13 protein-coding genes are annotated in these 17,583 nt (G+C 44.9%); 8 read left to right on the forward strand and 5 right to left on the reverse strand.

Annotated features, from left to right (window positions below; translation table 11 throughout):
* Positions 1–4: 4 nt before the first annotated feature.
* The 5 genes from B3N34_RS00715 (at position 5) to B3N34_RS00735 (ending at position 5,535) form a co-directional block, all read left to right on the forward strand.
* Positions 5–1,456 carry a methylaspartate mutase subunit E gene (locus B3N34_RS00715; protein ID WP_286973935.1) on the forward strand — a complete coding sequence of 484 codons (1,452 nt, stop codon included), beginning with the start codon at positions 5–7 and terminating at the stop codon, positions 1,454–1,456.
* A 44-nt stretch (positions 1,457–1,500) separates the two neighbouring features.
* Positions 1,501–2,514 carry a TRAP transporter substrate-binding protein gene (locus B3N34_RS00720; RefSeq protein ID WP_286973938.1) on the forward strand — a complete coding sequence of 338 codons (1,014 nt, stop codon included), beginning with the start codon at positions 1,501–1,503 and terminating at the stop codon, positions 2,512–2,514.
* A 102-nt stretch (positions 2,515–2,616) separates the two neighbouring features.
* Positions 2,617–3,117, forward strand: a complete 501-nt coding sequence (locus tag B3N34_RS00725) for a TRAP transporter small permease (protein WP_286973940.1) — start codon at positions 2,617–2,619, stop codon at positions 3,115–3,117.
* Positions 3,114–4,415 carry a TRAP transporter large permease gene (locus B3N34_RS00730; protein ID WP_286973943.1) on the forward strand — a complete coding sequence of 434 codons (1,302 nt, stop codon included), beginning with the start codon at positions 3,114–3,116 and terminating at the stop codon, positions 4,413–4,415. Before B3N34_RS00725 ends, B3N34_RS00730 begins: the two co-directional genes overlap by 4 nt.
* A gap of 181 nt (positions 4,416–4,596) precedes the next feature.
* Positions 4,597–5,535, forward strand: coding sequence for a transposase (locus tag B3N34_RS00735; protein WP_286973945.1), 939 nt, complete (start codon positions 4,597–4,599; stop codon positions 5,533–5,535).
* A 19-nt stretch (positions 5,536–5,554) separates the two neighbouring features.
* Here the strand turns inward: B3N34_RS00735 and istB are convergent, their stop codons facing one another.
* The gene (gene istB, locus B3N34_RS00740) at positions 5,555–6,322 is read right to left on the reverse strand and encodes an IS21-like element helper ATPase IstB (protein WP_286973947.1); all 768 of its coding nucleotides are present in this window, start codon (positions 6,320–6,322) and stop codon (positions 5,555–5,557) included.
* Positions 6,319–7,791, reverse strand: a complete 1,473-nt coding sequence (gene istA / locus B3N34_RS00745; protein ID WP_286973949.1) for an IS21 family transposase — start codon at positions 7,789–7,791, stop codon at positions 6,319–6,321. The genes istB and istA overlap by 4 nt, the downstream gene beginning before the upstream one ends.
* Before the next feature lie 463 nt (positions 7,792–8,254).
* Here istA and B3N34_RS00750 point away from each other — a divergent pair, with 463 nt between their 5' ends.
* The 3 genes from B3N34_RS00750 to B3N34_RS00760 are packed head-to-tail and all read left to right on the forward strand — an operon-like array spanning position 8,255 to position 10,899.
* Complete coding sequence (locus B3N34_RS00750; RefSeq protein ID WP_286973951.1) at positions 8,255–9,514, forward strand: 3-isopropylmalate dehydratase large subunit; 1,260 nt, start codon at positions 8,255–8,257, stop codon at positions 9,512–9,514.
* Positions 9,515–10,012 carry a 3-isopropylmalate dehydratase small subunit gene (locus B3N34_RS00755; protein ID WP_286973953.1) on the forward strand — a complete coding sequence of 166 codons (498 nt, stop codon included), beginning with the start codon at positions 9,515–9,517 and terminating at the stop codon, positions 10,010–10,012. It begins immediately after the preceding gene.
* A 5-nt stretch (positions 10,013–10,017) separates the two neighbouring features.
* The gene (locus B3N34_RS00760) at positions 10,018–10,899 is read left to right on the forward strand and encodes an isocitrate lyase/PEP mutase family protein (RefSeq protein ID WP_286973954.1); all 882 of its coding nucleotides are present in this window, start codon (positions 10,018–10,020) and stop codon (positions 10,897–10,899) included.
* A 57-nt stretch (positions 10,900–10,956) separates the two neighbouring features.
* On the opposite strand, the gene B3N34_RS00765 is transcribed toward B3N34_RS00760, so the two are convergent.
* The 3 genes from B3N34_RS00765 to nifJ all read right to left on the reverse strand — a co-directional run bounded on the left by B3N34_RS00765 (position 10,957) and on the right by nifJ (position 17,411).
* Positions 10,957–11,307 (reverse strand): cupin domain-containing protein, encoded by a 351-nt coding sequence (locus B3N34_RS00765; protein ID WP_286973955.1) that lies wholly within the window; start codon positions 11,305–11,307, stop codon positions 10,957–10,959.
* A 12-nt stretch (positions 11,308–11,319) separates the two neighbouring features.
* A complete protein-coding gene (gene ppsA, locus B3N34_RS00770) occupies positions 11,320–13,704 on the reverse strand; it encodes a phosphoenolpyruvate synthase (protein ID WP_040348955.1) in 2,385 nt (794 codons plus the stop codon).
* A 152-nt stretch (positions 13,705–13,856) separates the two neighbouring features.
* On the reverse strand, positions 13,857–17,411 hold the full coding sequence (nifJ, locus tag B3N34_RS00775; protein WP_286973957.1) for a pyruvate:ferredoxin (flavodoxin) oxidoreductase: 3,555 nt from the start codon (positions 17,409–17,411) through the stop codon (positions 13,857–13,859).
* Between the last annotated feature and the right edge of the window lie 172 nt (positions 17,412–17,583).

The raw sequence follows: 17,583 nt of genomic DNA on the forward strand, positions 1-17,583 counted from the left end.
ATCAATGAAAGATTTACAACTTGTTTTAAAGAACGAAAAATGGGATGAAGAAGAATTTTTAAGAAGTCGTCCAGAAGTATTGAAAATGTGGGCTACTGGTGCCGAAGTGGACTTAGATGAAGCTGTAGCATACCATTTGTCGATGCCCAAAATGAAAAATACTGGTCGATTATTAAAAAAGGCCAAAGACGAAGGCAGGACATTGGTGGCATTTCGTGGGGGTGTTGCGACCGTTGAAGGACAGATAGAGTTGCTACAATATTTGCAAAATGCTGGAGCTGATTTGTTACCTGCTACGGTTGACAGTTACACGCGTAATCTTCGTTTCCATGAGGCTCAACAGGCCTTGGAACAAAGTTATGCCGAGGGGAGATCTTTATTAAATGGGTTTCCAGCAGTGAATCACGGTGTTAAGGGTTGCAGAAAATTATGTGAAGCTGTTGACCTTCCTATAACATGTAAACATGGTTCGGTTGATGGCAGAATATTAGCTGAAATAGTTTTTGCAGGTGGGATGACAGATTACAATGGGGGCGGTATCTGCTTTAATGTGGTATACAGTAAAGACGTTCCGCTAGAAGTTTCGATAAAAAATTGGCAGTACGTTGATAGATTAATTGGATATTACGCAGATCGAGGTGTTGTGCTTCACAGGGAAGAGTCTGGGGCATTAACAGGAACGTTGGTACCTCCATCTGTATCTCTTTCAGTTGGAATTATAGAAGCCTTGCTTGCTGCAGAGCAAGGTGTACCTAATATGTGTATTAGTTATGGTCAGGGTGGTAATTTAATTCAAGACATTGCTGCTATTCGGATGTTAAATGAACTTGGTCAAGAGTATCTAAACAAATTTGAGTATAGTATGGTATTAACATCAAAGTTTGATCAATGGATGGGTGCCTTCCCACATGATGAACAGGCAGCTTATGGTGTAATAGTTCTTGGTGCTGCTACAGCTGCTTTAGGTGGAGCGCAGCAGACTATCGTTAAATCGCCTCAGGAAGCAATGGGAATTCCAACGAAAGAAGCAAATGCTGGGGGAATTAAAGCAACAAAACAAACTATAGGCATGCTTATTAACCAAAGGATGCCTATAGATAGCCAGAAGCTAAAAGACGAGATTTATATGATAAAAAGGGAAACTCATGCGATTATAGACAAAGTAATAGAACTCGGGTCAGGGGATTTGGCTATAGGTGTCGTAAGAGCCTTTGAAAGTGGTGTTCTTGATGTGCCTTTTGCTCCTAGTGTTAGAAATGCAGGTAAAGTTATGCCTGTAAGGGATGCTGAAGGTGCTCTAAGGTATCTAGATGCTGGCAACCTGCCATTTGATAAGGAAATACTTGAATTTCATAGGGAGAAGATTGCTGAAAGAGAAAAACGAGAAAACCATAAGGTGGATTATAATACTGTAATACGGGACGTGTATTCAGTAAGCCGAGGGAAATTGGTATAGTTTTAATATAATTAAGTAAAATAATCTTGAGGAGGTAGGAAGATATGAAAATGAATCGTTGTGTTTTGCTAATGATATGTGTAGTGTGCGTTTCTTTGTTTTTTATTGACGATCATGTATTGGCGGCCGAGATAATTCTGAATATGGGTGCATCTTCAACCCCAGAGCATTCTCGATACAAAGCAGCAGAGATCTTTGTTAAGGAAGTGAAAGAAGCTTCCAACGGTGCTATCGAACCACGAATGCATTTTGGCGGGGTCTTAGGGAACGAAACACAGATGGCAAGGTCTGTACAAGCGGGTACGCTTGAAGTGGGCTGGATTAGTGATATTGGTTTATCGACTGTTGTGCCGGCAATTGGGTTTGTCAATTTACCCTACTTGTTCCCAAATTATGAATCTGTAGATAAGTATTATTTTAACGGATGGCTTGGCGAAATTGTTAAAGAAAAGCTAGAACAGAATGGATTTAAATTTTTAGCTTTTCTTGAAAATGATTTTAGGTGGTTAACAAACAATAAACGGCCAATATTGAAACCTGAAGACATCGTTGGTTTAAAGATAAGAACAGTTGAAACACCGATGTTCATAAAGTTCTTCAAAGAATTAGGAGCTTTGCCAACGCCTATGGGTATAACTGAAGTTGGTACTGCTCTGCAGCAGGGAACTATAGATGGGCAAGACAACGGAGCAATATTGACATATGCTTATGGTTTTTATTCCTTTCAAAAGTATTTAACTAAAACCAACCATTCATATAGTGGTGGAGCTATTGTTATAAGCAAAAAGACGTGGGAATCACTAACATCTAATCAACAAAGAATTATTGAAGATGCTGCGATTAAAGCTGGGAAATGGCAAATAAAAAGGAACCGAGAGGATGTTAGCAGATATGTTGATCTAATGAAACAGGAAGGCATGGAAATCCATGATATTACCCCAGAATTAGATGTAAAATTTAGGGAAGTAGCAGATAAAGTTTGGGATGATCCTTATAGTGAAAAGCTTTATGGCAAAGATATAATGCAGAGAATTAAAAGCGAATTTAGCGTTAAATAAGCTTATCAACGGCAGGATCACATGACACTGTTGCTTATGTGGTTCTGCCGTTCTAGTTTAAGGTGATATGGCAAATTATAGTCTGTGAAAGCAGGTGTTTGTATGAAATCATTAACGCGTATGGAAGAGATTGTATCAGTTACTGTATTTCTTGTAATGTTGTCTATAATGGTTATTCAAGTGCTATATCGCTATGTTTTGCGTCTTCCTCTTCCTTGGTCAGAAGAACTTGCGAGATTTCTTTTTGTGATAACAACTTTTTTTGGTGCAGCAATTGCGAGTAATGAAAAAAGTCATATTGAAATAAATTTAATAGATCCTATTTCACAATTCATTAAGAGCGAAAGACATAGAGAAGCCTTTATAAAAGTTGTTCAGGTGATTGGAAATATGATAAGTTTAGCAGTAGTTTGCACTCTTGCATACTATAGTGTTAAATATGCATATTTTCTTACTATCACAAACCAAGTTTCTCCTGCTATGGGTCTTCAACTTTCTTGGATTGTATGTGCAATGGTTGTGGGGTTAATTCTAATGTGCATTCATTATCTTGATGCAATATTACAGTCATATTCCAAGTCGCATTGGGGGATGAAAAAATGATTTATCTAATAGTTTTTTTAGCTGTCTTTCTTTTTATTGCCTTTTTGCGGGTTCCTATAGCTTTTGCCATGTGTTGTGGGGTAATGATTGCGATGGCAATGGCAAATATAGATTATGCAATAATACCTCCAGCAATTTTTGGTGGGATAGATTCATTTGCTTTTTTGGCTGTTCCTGCGTTTATTTTTGCAGGAGATTTAATGGCATCTGGAGGTATATCAAATGCACTTTTAAAATTTATAGGTGCAATAATTGGTAGAATACGGGGTAGTTTAGGTGCAGTTGCAATTGTTGCGTCAGCTTTGTTTGGAACCATAACGGGATCATCCCTAGCTACAATAAGTGCCATTGGAGGAATTATGATGCCAGAAATGATAAAGGCAGGATATTCTAAAGAGTATACAACCACATTAATGGCAGCGTCAGGTTTTTTAGGTATTTTGATTCCACCAAGTGTGCCAGGTGTGATTTATGCGATAACAGCAGGTTTGCCGGTACTTGATGTATGGCTTTGTACTGTAGGTCCAGGTATTCTTCTTACAATAATGTACATTATTGTAAATTACATACATGTTGGAAGAAGACAACAATTACAAGTAAAGAAGTTTAGTATAGTCACTTATTTTCATGACATTACAAATGCATTACCTCCTGCATTATTAGCGTTGTTAGTACCTATAATAATTTTTGGTGGCGTTTACGGTGGCGTTTTCACTGCAACTGAAGCAGGAGCTGTGGCAGTTGCAGTTGCAATTTTAATTGGATGGATTTTGTACCCTAAAATCTTTAAGATTCTCCCAGATCAGCGCTTGTGGAAAACAGCAAGATCATCAACTGTTTCAAGCGCGTCAATTATGATGGTGATTGGGGTTGCACATGCTGTTAGTCAAATGATTGCATATACTGGTATCCCAATAAAGTTAACCGAATTCATGACGGGCTTAACACAATCTCAGGGTGTTTTTTTAATAATTGTTAATATCTTGCTTTTAATTGTAGGAATGTTCTTAGAGACTAATACAAGTATTTTGCTATTTACACCTATCTTAGGGCCCCTAGCGAGTGCATATGGGGTAAACCCGTTGCATTTTGCAGCGATTATGTTATTAAACTTGGAAATTGGAATGATCACACCTCCATTTGCCATTAATTTATTTACTGCTTGCAGGATGACTAATGTAACAATGAATAAGATTGTAAAAGATTTATTACCGTTTTTGGCGGTATGCTTTATTGTTTTGTTAATTACGACTTACTTCCCACCATTTTCTTTAACAATCATAAAGCTAATTCACTAATATATCTTATGGTTTAGATTCATTATAAGGTGAATGAGTCTGCTGAAAAAGCCAGTACGTATTTATATTATTAACTTAAGAGCCTGTTGCATAAATATTGCTGAATGAAGTTATCCACAGACAAAATGCATTATAATAGTCCATGAATCAAATCACTACAAAATAGCTGAGGTGGACCTTTATGGCATATAACTTTATAAGTAGCGACAGAGATCAAATGTACCTTTTACCGCCTGATATGAGAGACTGGCTGCCGGAAAATTATCTCCTCTGGTTCATAATGGAGATAGTTTCACATCTTGACCTCACCCCTTTCTATCAACGCTACAATCCGAAAAAAGAGGGAAGAGTCGCCTATAATCCGTCCATAATGACAGCTTTGTATTTTTACTCATACTGCACCGGCGTTAGATCAAGCAGAAAGATAGAACAGCTTTGTATTGAAAGCGTGCCTTTTAGAATCATATCCGGTGACCATCATTCGGACCATACTACCATAAACCGTTTTCGTAAGAACTTTGCCACAGAACTTGCAGGCCTGTTTATTCAGGTTTTAACTATATGCTACGAATCAGGACTTTGCAATGTCAGTACAGTTTCCGTAGATGGAACAAAAATAAAGGCCGATGCATCCATGGCATCCAACCGAACCGAGTCAGGCCTCAAGAAAGATATAAAGATATATTTCAAAGAAGCAGACCAAGAGGATGCCCGTGAAGGCAGACTACGCAGGCTTAAAGAGGTCCAGGAGGAATCCACCGGCAAGAAAAAGCGTGGCCGTAAACCCAGAAGTGCTGAACAAGTCGAGAAAGAAGAACCCGAAAAGCTCAAGGCCAATATCACCGACCCTGACAGCAGGATCATGAAGACCCGCAAGGCCCGGAGAGATGGCAAGATAATACCCTTGCCCCTTACTCCAGTTTCCACCATGGAGTATAAGCTTTTGACTCCTGAAGGTAGAAAACTGTACAAGAAACGCAGTGCCACAATAGAACCTGTCTTCGGACATATCAAGGAAGTGCTTGGTTTTAACAGGTTCATGCGTCGGGGGTTAGATGCGAATGTCCATATAAAACTGAGCCACGTGCTCATCAAAAGTGAGCCACCCATGCTCATGTAAAACTGAGCCATGTGCTCATTTAAACTGAGCCACCTCCCTTCGACTGTTGTCTTTTCGTCTCAGCCAAGCGATAGGAAGCCCCGTTCATGTCGAGGATATGTGAGCGGTGCGTGATCCTGTCGATCATAGCCGCCGCCAGCATGGGATCGGGGAAAAGCTCCGTCCATTTGGAAAACTCGAGATTCGTCGTTATCATCACGCTCCCTTTCTCGTTCCTTGCCGACAAGGCATGGAACAGGAGTTCCGACTGGCTTTTCGTAAAGGACACGTAGGAGAGCTCGTCCAGAATCAGGAGATCGACTCTTTCAAGTGTCTTGAGAAGCCGTCCCAGCACCTTGTCCTCTGCGGCTTCGGAAAGTTCCGTCGCCAGTGACGCAGCCTGTGTGAAACGAACCGAGAATCCCTTCTCGCAGAGCCTCCTTCCCAAACCAATGGCCAGATGAGTCTTTCCGGTACCGGGGTTCCCCACGAGGATAACGTTCTGCCTGCGGTCCACGAAGTCCCCGGAAGCCAGGTCCCAGAGTGAGGCTTCGGAAACGTTCACCAGCCGGGACATGTCGAATTCGTCGAGGCTTTTCGCCAGGGGGAACCGGGCCGCCCGCAGCCGCTTCTGCCGTGCCTTGTCGTCCCGTTGCCGAACCTCCTGCTCGAGGAGCAGAAGCAGGAAGGCCTCGTAATCCAGGCCCTGTTCCCGGGCCTCCCGCAGGAGCGGGCCGCATTCGCGAAACGAAGGGGTACGCAGCCGCTTCGCGAGGATCGATATGCGTGCCGCCACGTCGGGTTTCATGATTTCGCCTTCTCCAGGAGCTGGTCGTAGGAACTCAGGTCCACCGTTTCGACTCTGACGTCTTGCGTGGTCAGGTCTTTTCCCACCTTTCCGCCGTCTTCTTCCCACAACGCCAGACGAAGGGCGTCGAGTGAAAGCGCCGGCCCGCGTCTTGCGGCCTCGGCGACGCGTTGGAGGCCGTGCTCCGCGCAGAGCTTGAGAATGCGGACCATGACCCGGTCGGGGTCTTCCGACCTCGCGGCCAACTCACGCAGCTGTGGCGGGACCTCGAGTTCTGCCACCGGGGCGGCGTTGTTGACGGAGCGAGGCTTCTTCTCGAGAAGCGGGATGTAGTGTCCCAGCTCGTAGATGGTACGCTTCTTGTCGAAGCACCTGCTGTGGCAGGCTATCTTCTTGCCCCGGTAGAAGGCCTCGAGACGGAAGGCGGACAGCTTTGCCGTCACGTGGCGTCCCGCGTGTTCAACCGGGAGGGAGTATCGGTTCCCGTCTATGCCTATGGTGCTGAAGTGGTCCACCTTGAGAGTCTTCACCAGGGCCGCCTCGTAGGGCACTGCGGGAAGGGGAAGCAGTTGCTTCCGCTCGGCTTCGAAGAGCTCGGCGACGCTCAGGTTCATGCCGCGGATATGGCGCTTTTTGTACCTGTCGCACCGCTCGGCCAAGGGGATGTTGAGCTCCGCCCAACAGTCCACCCACGGCAGAGGGACAAAGACGTTACGGCGGGCGTATCCCACCAACCCCTCGACCAGACCCTTCTCGTTTCCCTTGCCGATGTTGCAGAACCGGGGCGTAAAGGCATAATGGGCCGAGAACCGCTCGAACTTTTCCTGGCAGACGGCTCGCTTGCCCCAGTCCTTGAGCACCGCCGTGCGGAGGTTGTCGTATATCATGGTGCGAGGGACACCTCCTATGCGCTCGAAGAACCCTATGTGCCCTTCGAGAAAGCTTTCAAGGTCCTTCCGGGGGTATGCCCGAACGTCTATGTGCCGACTTCCGCACAGCCTGAAGCAGAGCAGGTTCGCCCTGGTCCTTTCTCCACGCAGGTAGAATGTGGCTTCTCCCCAGTCCGCCTGGGCGGCTTCACCCAAAGCAAATTGCAGCGGCATATATGCTTCGCACGGTTCGTCACGTATCCGTTTCACCCATCTCCTGACAGTGGACTCGCCCCCGGTGAATCCCTTTTCCTCCACGAGCCGTTCGTATATGCGTCTCGCCGTGTGGCGCTGCTTCTTTGGTACTTCCGGGTCCTTGTCCCGATCGAGGCAGGACCGGATGAAATCTTCCACTTCACCGGTGACTACCGAAGGCTTACGCCCCCTGTCTTTAGCCTCCCAGGGCATGTGTTCGCCCTTGCAGTACCTGGCGACGGTGTTTCTGGATATGCCAAGCCGCCTCGCTATCTCCCTTTGGGAGAGTCCCTCTTCTGCCGCCATTTTCCTGATATACTTGTACTGATCCACCCCAACCACCATCCTTTTTCCTCCTCCTTCATGCTTCAGTCTTGTTTGCATGATAGGAGGAATTTTGGTTGGGGTGGCTCACTTTTACGTGAGCACTACTGCCGTTTTTGGCTCAGTTTTATATTAGCGTTTATAGTTAGAAGCATGCAACTGCGAGTGGAAGATGATATGCAGTGCATATAATCTCCTGAAACTATGGCGGTATGGAATTGACAAGGTTCATAAAAAGATCCGTGAAAACTTGGCAATTGCTCCATCTGAAAAACAGGTGACATATGCTTTGGCTGTATAGTAACTGCTTTTTGAATAAATCGTACGCTTAACGAAGGAAGATTCAAAATGCCTGCATGAAAAACCATGTCCTTAATGGGGATGGCTTTTGAAGATTACAGGTTAAGCAACAGACTCTATAATATTTTATATAAAATTAAGATTGAATAAGACTATATAATGTTTAATATGGAGGTAATAACTAATGGATCGTAGCATAACCGAAAAAATACTTGCCGCTCATAGCGAGCAAGGAGACTTTAAACCGGGGGATATCATTGATGTAACTGTAGATATGTTACTGATGAACGATATTACCGGACCGGTGGCGGTTGAGGTCTTTGATAAGATGGGCGATGGAGAGGTTTTCGATAAGAACAAGATAGCTATAGTTTTAGATCATTTTACTCCCAATAAAGACGTGACATCTGCTAAACTGTGCAAAACAATGCGCGATTTTGCTGTTGCAAAAGGAATCAAGCACTTTTACGATGCAGGTTATGGAATTGAGCATGTCGTCTTGCCGGAAGATGGAATAGTAAAGCCCGGAGATTTGATCATAGGAGGGGACTCTCATACGGTTACCTACGGTGCTCTGGGTGCCTTTTCTACGGGAATGGGAAGTACTGATGTCGCGGGAATTATGGCTCTAGGCAAAACTTGGCTTAAGGTGCCAGAGCAAATTAAGGTCTTGTTGGTGGGCTTACCCAATAAATGGGTTTCGGGTAAAGATGTAATATTGTACGTAATATCCCTGCTGGGTACCGACGGAGCATTGGGGAAATCTCTGGAATTTGATGGTCCCGGCGCTAAACATTTAAATATGGATTCGCGTTTTTCGATTTGCAATATGGCCGTAGAGTGCGGTGCGATCAATGGGATATTTAACTATGACGATGTAACAAAAGAATATACAGAAAGTTTGGGCCTGAAGGATTTCTGTGAGTATAGAAGCGATTCCGATGCGATCTACAAAAAAGTTATAGACGTAGATTTGGGTGAACTTGAACCGATTGTAGCTATGCCGCATTTGCCTTCCAAGGGTGTACCCGTATCGGAAGTAAATGATATTGAAATCGACCAGTCCTTCATCGGCTCCTGCACCAATGGGCGCATTACCGACTTGCGCATTGCATCAGAAATTGTCAAGGGAAAGAAAATACATTCTCGCGTCAGAGGTTTAATCGCGCCAGGCAGCAGAAAGGTCTTTGCTCAAGCCCTAAAGGAGGGGTTAATAGAAATTTTCACTGAAAGCGGGTTTACGATTCTGCCGCCCGGCTGTGGGCCTTGTTTTGGCGGACATATGGGCATACTCGCCAAGGGAGAGCGGTGCGTCTCGACAACCAACAGGAATTTTATCGGTCGTATGGGCGATAAAGGTAGTGAAGTCTATCTGGCAAACCCGGCTGTGGCAGCAGCATCGGCGATAACGGGGAAGCTGACCCATCCTTCGGAGGTGATTTAAGTGATTATAAGAGGTAAAGCATTGAAATACGGAGATCACGTGGATACAGATGTAATTATCCCTGGAGTTTATTTGAGTATAACCGATCCCAGGGAATTGGCTAAACACTGCATGGAGGGTGTAGACCCCGATTTTCCGAAAAAGGTCAAAAAGGGCGATATATTAGTTGCGGGGATTAACTTTGGATGCGGATCGTCTCGAGAGCACGCTCCTATGGCGCTAAAGGAGTGCGGCGTTGGAGCAGTAGTGGCAAAGAGCTTCGCTGCCATATTTTATCGCAATGCTATAAACATTGGATTGCCCCTTGTCGAGTGTGCGGATGCCGTTGACGAAATAGACGAAAATGACGAAATAGAGATCGACATGGAGCTTGGAGAGCTGAAAAACATAACCAAGGGTAAAAGATATAAAATTACCCCCCTTCCGGAGTCAATTAAAAACATACTGGGTTTAGGCGGTTTAATAGAATATGTTAAAAACGCTAAAGGAAGTGTATAAGGACAATGGATAGAATATCACACGTTAGAAGACAATTTGTAGAGATGTTGGAAAAGGAAGATATAATCATAGCCCCTGGTTGTTATGACGCGTTATCTGCGCGCATAGTTGAGGCAACGGGACATAATTGTGTGTATATGACGGGTTTTGGGACTTCTGCGAGTCTATTGGGTCTTCCTGATATGGGTTTTATCACCATGCCCGAAATCATTGACAACGCAAGACGTATAGCCGGAGCGGTTAATATTCCCGTTATAGCAGATGCAGATACAGGGTATGGCAATCCTTTGAACGTATATAGAACGGTAAAGGAGTACGAACGAAGTGGGGTAGCAGCCATACATATCGAAGACCAAACTTTTCCCAAGCGTTGTGGCCACTTAGAGGGAAAAGAAGTGGTTGATCCAGAGGAAATGGTTCAAAAAATAAAAGCTGCTTGTGATGCCAGGACGGATGATGATTTTAAAATAATAGCGAGAACTGATGCTAGGGCTGTCATGGGATTAGATGATGCGATTGCAAGAGCTAGAAAATATTATAAGGCTGGTGCTGACATCATATTTGTAGAATCCCCCTATACAGTAGATGAATTCAAATACATCGCAAAAGAACTTCATGGTATTCCGTTATTAGCCAACATGGCGGAGGGTGGGAAATCTCCAATGCTATCCGCCAACGAGCTACGACAAATGGGGTATAAGATCGTAATATTTCCTGTAGGTCTTCTGTTTGCTGCCTCTCAAGCAATGTACGGGCTATCTCAAGAGATTAAAGAAAAAGGGACTAATAGAGATGCTTTTGATCACATGTGGACATTTAAGCAATTTACTGATTTCATAGGGGTTCCGAAATGTAACGCTTTGTCTGAGAAATATCGCTCCAATTGATAAAAAGGCAAATCAAAAAGGGACCAAACTTGGAGCTTTTGGTCCCTTTTTGATTTATTATTGTTGTTTCTTTGCTATCACAGCGAAAAAAATCAAAGGTACGTCGCTGTTATTTTTAATGCTGTGGGATTCTCCTTTGCGCGTGAGGAAAACATCGCCCGGATTGGCTTCGACTTCAGTTGTGCCGTCTGTAAATATGCCTCTACCCGATAATATCGCGTAGACTTCCTCATCGTCGACATGCTGATGAAACCCTATTGAAGCTCCTGGTTCTAATTCTATCCGCGATGCCATTTTTACAGCTCCTTCATCGTCCCGAATCGGAACGTAATAGAAAGACACCTTGCCCGATCCGCCCTTCATGTTCTCGCGCACTACAACTTCATTAGACTGTTTTAATATCGCCATTATTTTCACTCCCTATTGTTTGCCAAAAGCTCTTTCAAGCAGCAGCCTTTGCTCTACGGAGGCCACGAGCCTTTTGGTGTAGGCTACGGTATCGGGATTTACGGACATGCTGTCGATGCCCTTCCGAACAAGGAATTCCGCAAATCCAGGATAAAGCGATGGCGCCTGTCCGCAAATGGAACAGGTCTTGCCGTATTTGTGAGCTGCGTCAATAAGTATTTCGATCGCTTTTAGTACTGCCGGATCTTGCTCGTCGAAGTAGCCCATGCGATTAAGTATTCCCGAGTCCCTGTCGACGCCAAGGGTCAACTGCGTTAAGTCATTGCTGCCGATGCTTATGCCGTCCACTTTTTTAGCAAATTCTTCGGCAAGCATCACCACGGAAGGAACTTCAGCCATTATCCAAACTTTGAGCGATCCGCCTTGTTCTAATCCTTCAGAGGCCATGATGGCTTTCACCTTATCCAGCTCCCAAAGGTTTCTGACGAAGGGGAGCATTACCCATGCGTTTGTAAGTCCGTATTCTTCCCTAACCTTACGAATGGCCCTGCATTCCAACCTAAACCCTTCTTCGTATTCGGGCGAAATATATCTGGAAACCCCTCTCCAACCTATCATTGGGTTGTTTTCGATCGGTTCGACCTCATCTCCGCCCTCTAAGCCCCTGAATTCGTTGGTCCTAAAATCGCTAAATCGGACAACTACTGGTCTTGGGTATATGGCTTGGGCTACTGCAGCTATTCCCTCTGCCATTCTGCTGATCAATATATCTCCTTTATTTTGCTTCACCAAGTACATGGGGTGTATGCCAACCATATCTGTGAAGATAAACTCCGTTCTCATCAAGCCAATTCCGTCAAAAGGTAATTCTTTGTATTTGTCAATTAAACCAGGCTCGCCAAGGTTCATGTATATCTTTGTGCCTGTTATCGTAGCCCATTGTTCGACGATTTCTTTAACCTTTTGTTCCGATATTCCTACGGTTGGGGTTGAAGACTTTGGTTTTTCCCCTTGCAGCTGGAGCAGCCTATCGCCTTTATATACTACACCTCTTGTTGCATCTACCGTGACTGTCATTCCGTCATCCAGGACTTCGGTTGCATTTTGTGTGCCGACGATGCAGGGAATTCCAAATTCCCTTGAAACGATTGCTGCATGGCAAGTCCTTCCTCCTTCATCGGTCACGACTGCAACTGCTTTTTTCATTGCAGGAACCATGTCGGGATTTGTCATGGCAGTGACCAATATGTCGCCTTCTTGGATTTTGCCTATCTCATCGATACTTTGTATCTTTTTCACCTTGCCGACGGCGATGCCTGGAGAAGCGGCAAGACCTTTTACCAGAACTTCTGGCTCTGTTTTTATGTCAAATTGGATCGGCTCTTCCGATTTTTGGGGTTTAAAGGTGGTTACAGGTCTTGACTGAAGGATGTAAAGCTCTCCTGTATCTCTATCGATAGCCCACTCTATATCCTGGGGGAATCCATAAACGTTTTCAATTCGCTTTCCCATGGATGCTATTTTTTTTACCTCGTCTTCGCTTAGGCAGGGTTGGGAAATAGCGCCCGGGCCGAGAATGTCTTTCACATTTACGGTAGTGGTGCCTCCTCCCGATGCTTCTCTTATAACCATGACGGTCTTTTGGGAAATCCTTTCTTCTTTGATGTCAAGTGTTTTCTTGTCTATGATATATTCATCGGGAGTGACCGATCCTGACACAATGGCTTCACCCAGGCCCCAACTTGCGTTTATCATGATTTCGTCGGGATTGTTGCTAATGGGGTTTATTGTGAACATTACCCCAGATTTAGAAGCGTTTACCATCTTTTGCACAACTACGCTCAAAAGCACGCTCATATGATCGAAACTCTTTATGTGACGATAATAAGTGGCTCTGGAGGTCCATAAAGATGCCCAGCATTTTTTGACGTGTTTAAGAAGTTCATCTTTGCCTTTAATGTGAAGGTATGTATCTTGTTGACCCGCAAAGGATGCATCTGGCAGGTCCTCTGCAGTGGCTGAGCTTCGTACTGCTACCTCCGGTTCGTTTAGGTTGATTTGCTCTGCTAAGACAGCATATGCTCGCAGTATATCTCTTTCAACTTGTATTGGAATATCAGTTTCGATCATTAAATTCCTTATTTTTGCGGTCTTTTCTTCTAAATCTCCTGCATCGTCGAAATTAATTTTTGATAGTATGTCTTTAATTACTTTATTGATGTTTGATAATGTTACAAAGTCCTTATATGCTTTTGACACTATGCAAAAACCGGGCGGTACAGGGATGCTGTGATTTGTCATTTCCCCCAGGTTTGCTCCTTTGCCGCCCACCAGGGGTATGTCTTCCTTTGTAAGTTCGTCAAACCATTTTATGTAGCTAAAGGTGCCCTTTGCCATATCTTCGTCACTCCCCTTTGCAGATCTCTTTTTGTCTCGAGTATTAATATACCATATTGTGGAATGAATTATAAGGGCGTGTCTATAGAATAAAAACATCAAAGAGAGGGGATAATCCCCTCTCTTTGATGTGCGTCAGCGCAAAGGAGCGGCTACTTTCTGTTTAAGACCTCGGCCAAGCCCTTGTAAAGAGCCCAACGTTCCTTATTGAACGCCTCGGCCTCTTTCAGAAGTTCTTCTGCTCTCTCGGGGAAGTCCCTGTGGAGCATGGCGAATCTGGTTTCTGACAACATGTAGTCTTTTAACGGTAGAGAAGGTTCCTTGCAATCCAGTTGAAAAGCCTTTCCTTCGTCTTTTAACCTTGGATCATATCTAAATAGTATCCATTGTCCGGAATCGACAGCCATTTTTTGGTGCTCTGCTCCTCGCTTGAGATCGAATCCATGGGATATGCAATGGGAGTAAGCGATGATCAGAGAAGCTCCTTCATAGGATTCTGCTTCATGGAAAGCCTTTATTGCTTGAGTCGGATTGGCGCCCATTGCGATTCTGGCTACATAGATGTTCCCATATGTAACGGCCATCAGGGCAAGATCCTTCTTACCTGTCGGTTTGCCGGCAGCTGCAAATCTGGCGGCAGCTCCCAAAGGCGTAGCCTTGGAAGCCTGGCCTCCTGTATTTGAGTAGACCTCGGTGTCCAGCACGAGGACATTGACATTTTCGCCTGTTGCGAGCACATGATCCAACCCGCCGTAACCTATGTCATATGCCCATCCGTCTCCGCCAACTATCCAAATGCTCTTTTTGACGAGATCGTCGGCAATTTGGAGAAGCTCTTTCGCTTTCATGTCGGATATATTTCGCAAAGTCTTCTTGAGTTCATCGATTCTGGCGCGTTGCTTTTTGATTCCTTCTTCGGTGCTTTGATCAGCGTTTAAAATCTCGCTTACGAGCCTGTCTCCAATTTCTCCCGCTAATTCGGTTAGAAGTTGTTTTGCCCTCGCATTTCGTGCATTTAGAGCCAGCCTCATGCCGAGTCCAAACTCAGCGTTATCTTCGAACAACGAATTGGACCAAGCCGGGCCTCTGTTTTCCCTGTTAGTTGTCCACGGAGTGGTAGGCAAATTACCACAATAAATTGATGAGCAACCAGTTGCGTTTGCTATCGTAATTCTGTCTCCGTAAAGTTGGCTGAGCAACTTAAGGTAAGGAGCTTCTCCGCAACCGGCGCAGGCTCCACAAAATTCGAAGAGAGGCTGAACCAACATCAAATCCTTTAGAGATTGAGTGTTTAATTTGTCTTTCTCGATCTCCGGCAAGGAGAGGAAATAATCCCATTTTGGAATTTCTCCCTCGCGAACGTCGATCTGACTGACCATGGAAAGGGCGTTTTTAGTGGGATCATCGTTTTTACTTACAGGGCAATTTGCGACGCAACTGCCGCACCCGGTGCAATCTTCCGGAGCTATTTGGATGGTAAAGGCCTGATCCTTATATTGAGGCCATTTCGCTTCGGCATATTGCCATCCTTCCGGTGCGTCCTTCAGATAGGACTTGTCGTATACTTTTGCCCTTATCGTGGCATGGGGGCAAATGAAGGTGCATCGACCGCACTGGATACATGCACTCGGATTCCACTTGGGTATTTCGACGGCTATATTGCGTTTTTCCCACTTAGAGGTACCGGAGGGGAAGGTTCCATCGTTCGGAAGCTTGCTTACGGGTAGTTTGTCCCCTTGCAGGACCATCATGGGACCGAGTACTTCCTTTACGAATTCTGGAGCTTTGTCGGATACAGCCGGTTTCACATCGAAATCGCTTGTTACCTCTCCGGGAACCTTTACTTCCTGCAGATGCTCCAAAGCGGCATCGACGGCAGCAATATTTTTGTTTACAACTGCTTCGCCGCGCTTGCCATATGTTTGTACGATAGCATTCTTTATCTTTTCCACTGCAAGATCGAAGGGGATGACCTTGCTCAAATAGAAGAAACAGGTTTGCATTATCGTGTTTATGCGCGGGCCAAGTCCTTTTTCCTTTGCGACGCTGTAGGCATCTATTACATAGAAGCGCAATTTTTTATCAAGTATTTGTCGCTGCACTGTCCGCGGCAAATGGTTCCAAACTTCCCCAGCAGGGTGGGGGCTGTTCAGAAGGAAGATGGCACCTTCCTCGGCTATGTCAAGAACGTTTAATTTTTCCGTGAAAGCAAATTGATGACATGCTACAAAGTTTGCCTTGTCAATTTGATAAGTGGACCGAATTGGATTGGGTCCAAAACGCAAGTGGGAGATGGTATATCCTCCTGCCTTTTTCGAATCGTAAACGAAGTAGCCTTGAGCGTAAAGTTCGGTTTCTTCGCCTATTATCTTTATCGAATTTTTGTTGGCCCCTACCGTGCCATCGGAACCGAGACCAAAAAAGACGGCACGAGTCGATTGCGGGTCTGCTATCGAAAAGCCTTCGTCTACTTTTAGGCTGGTATTGGCAACGTCATCTTCAATGCCAACAGTGAAATGGTTTTTGGGATCGGTTTTTTTCAGTTCGTCGAAGACCGCTTTGACCATGGCTGGAGTAAACTCCTTTGAGGATAGGCCGTATCGTCCTCCGATAAGGGTAGGATTGAAATCGGAGTCCAAAAGACCGCCACGCTTTGCTTCATATATGCCATTTACTATGTCAAGATATAGCGGCTCTCCTGCGCTACCGGATTCTTTAGTCCTGTCAAGTACCGCAATCGCTTTCACCGTTTCAGGCAATGATTTTATGAAGTGCTCAATCGAGAAAGGTCTGTAGAGGCGGACCTTTATGATACCTACTTTCTCTCCCTGTTTAATCAGGTACTCTACAGTTTCGTGGGCTGTTTCGGCACCTGAACCCATCAATACTATTACCCGTTCGGCATCAGGATCGCCAACGTAGTCGAAGAGGTGATACTGCCTTCCCGTCAGCTTAGCGAATTCATCCATCGTTTCTTGCACTATCTTCGGGCAGGCCGAGTAATAAGGATTACATCCCTCTCTTGACTGGAAGAAGGCGTCGGGATTTTGTGCAGTTCCGCGAATAAAGGGATTGTCTGGAGAGAGTGCCCGTTTTCTGTGCTCAAGAACCATATCGTAATCTACCATTTGTCGCAAAGTATCATCGCTTATGAACTCGATTTTATTTACCTCGTGTGAAGTTCTGAAGCCGTCAAAGAAATGGAGAAAGGGCACCCTGCTTTTGAGGGTGGATGCGGTAGCGATAGCAGCGAAATCGTGAGCCTCTTGTACCGAATTCGAAGCTAAAAGAGCCCATCCCGTTTGTCTGACTGCCATAACATCGCTATGATCCCCGAATATGGATAGAGCGTGAGTGGCTATAGTCCTTGCCGAGACGTGCATGGTTGCCGATGTCAGTTCTCCGGCAATTTTGTACATATTAGGGATCATGAGTAACAATCCCTGGGAAGCAGTGAAGGTCGTGGATAGAGCTCCCCCCTGAAGCGCTCCGTGGAGTGAACCTGAAGCGCCGCCCTCGCTTTGCAACTCGATAACCCTGGGAACGAAGCCCCATACGTTAGGCTCTCCCTTGGCCGCCCATTCATCGGCATGTTCGCCCATTGGAGAAGAGGGCGTAATGGGATATATGGCGGCAATTTCGGACAGCCTGTAAGCTGTTGATGCGGCTGCTTCGTTGCCATCGATAGTAACATACTTTACTGACATTGCATGAACCTCCTTGATTATGAAGTAAATTACCCTAGAGTATAGGTCAAATTGATATTTTTATCTCAAAAATATTATACACACAATTCAGTCATTTTGATATATCATTTTACCAAACGGCATGAAATGTCGCAAACCAAAAATGACCACAAATATATATTTTGGAAGAGGA

The organism is Acetomicrobium sp. UBA5826 (assembly GCF_002433005.1).
GTDB lineage: Bacteria > Synergistota > Synergistia > Synergistales > Acetomicrobiaceae > Acetomicrobium.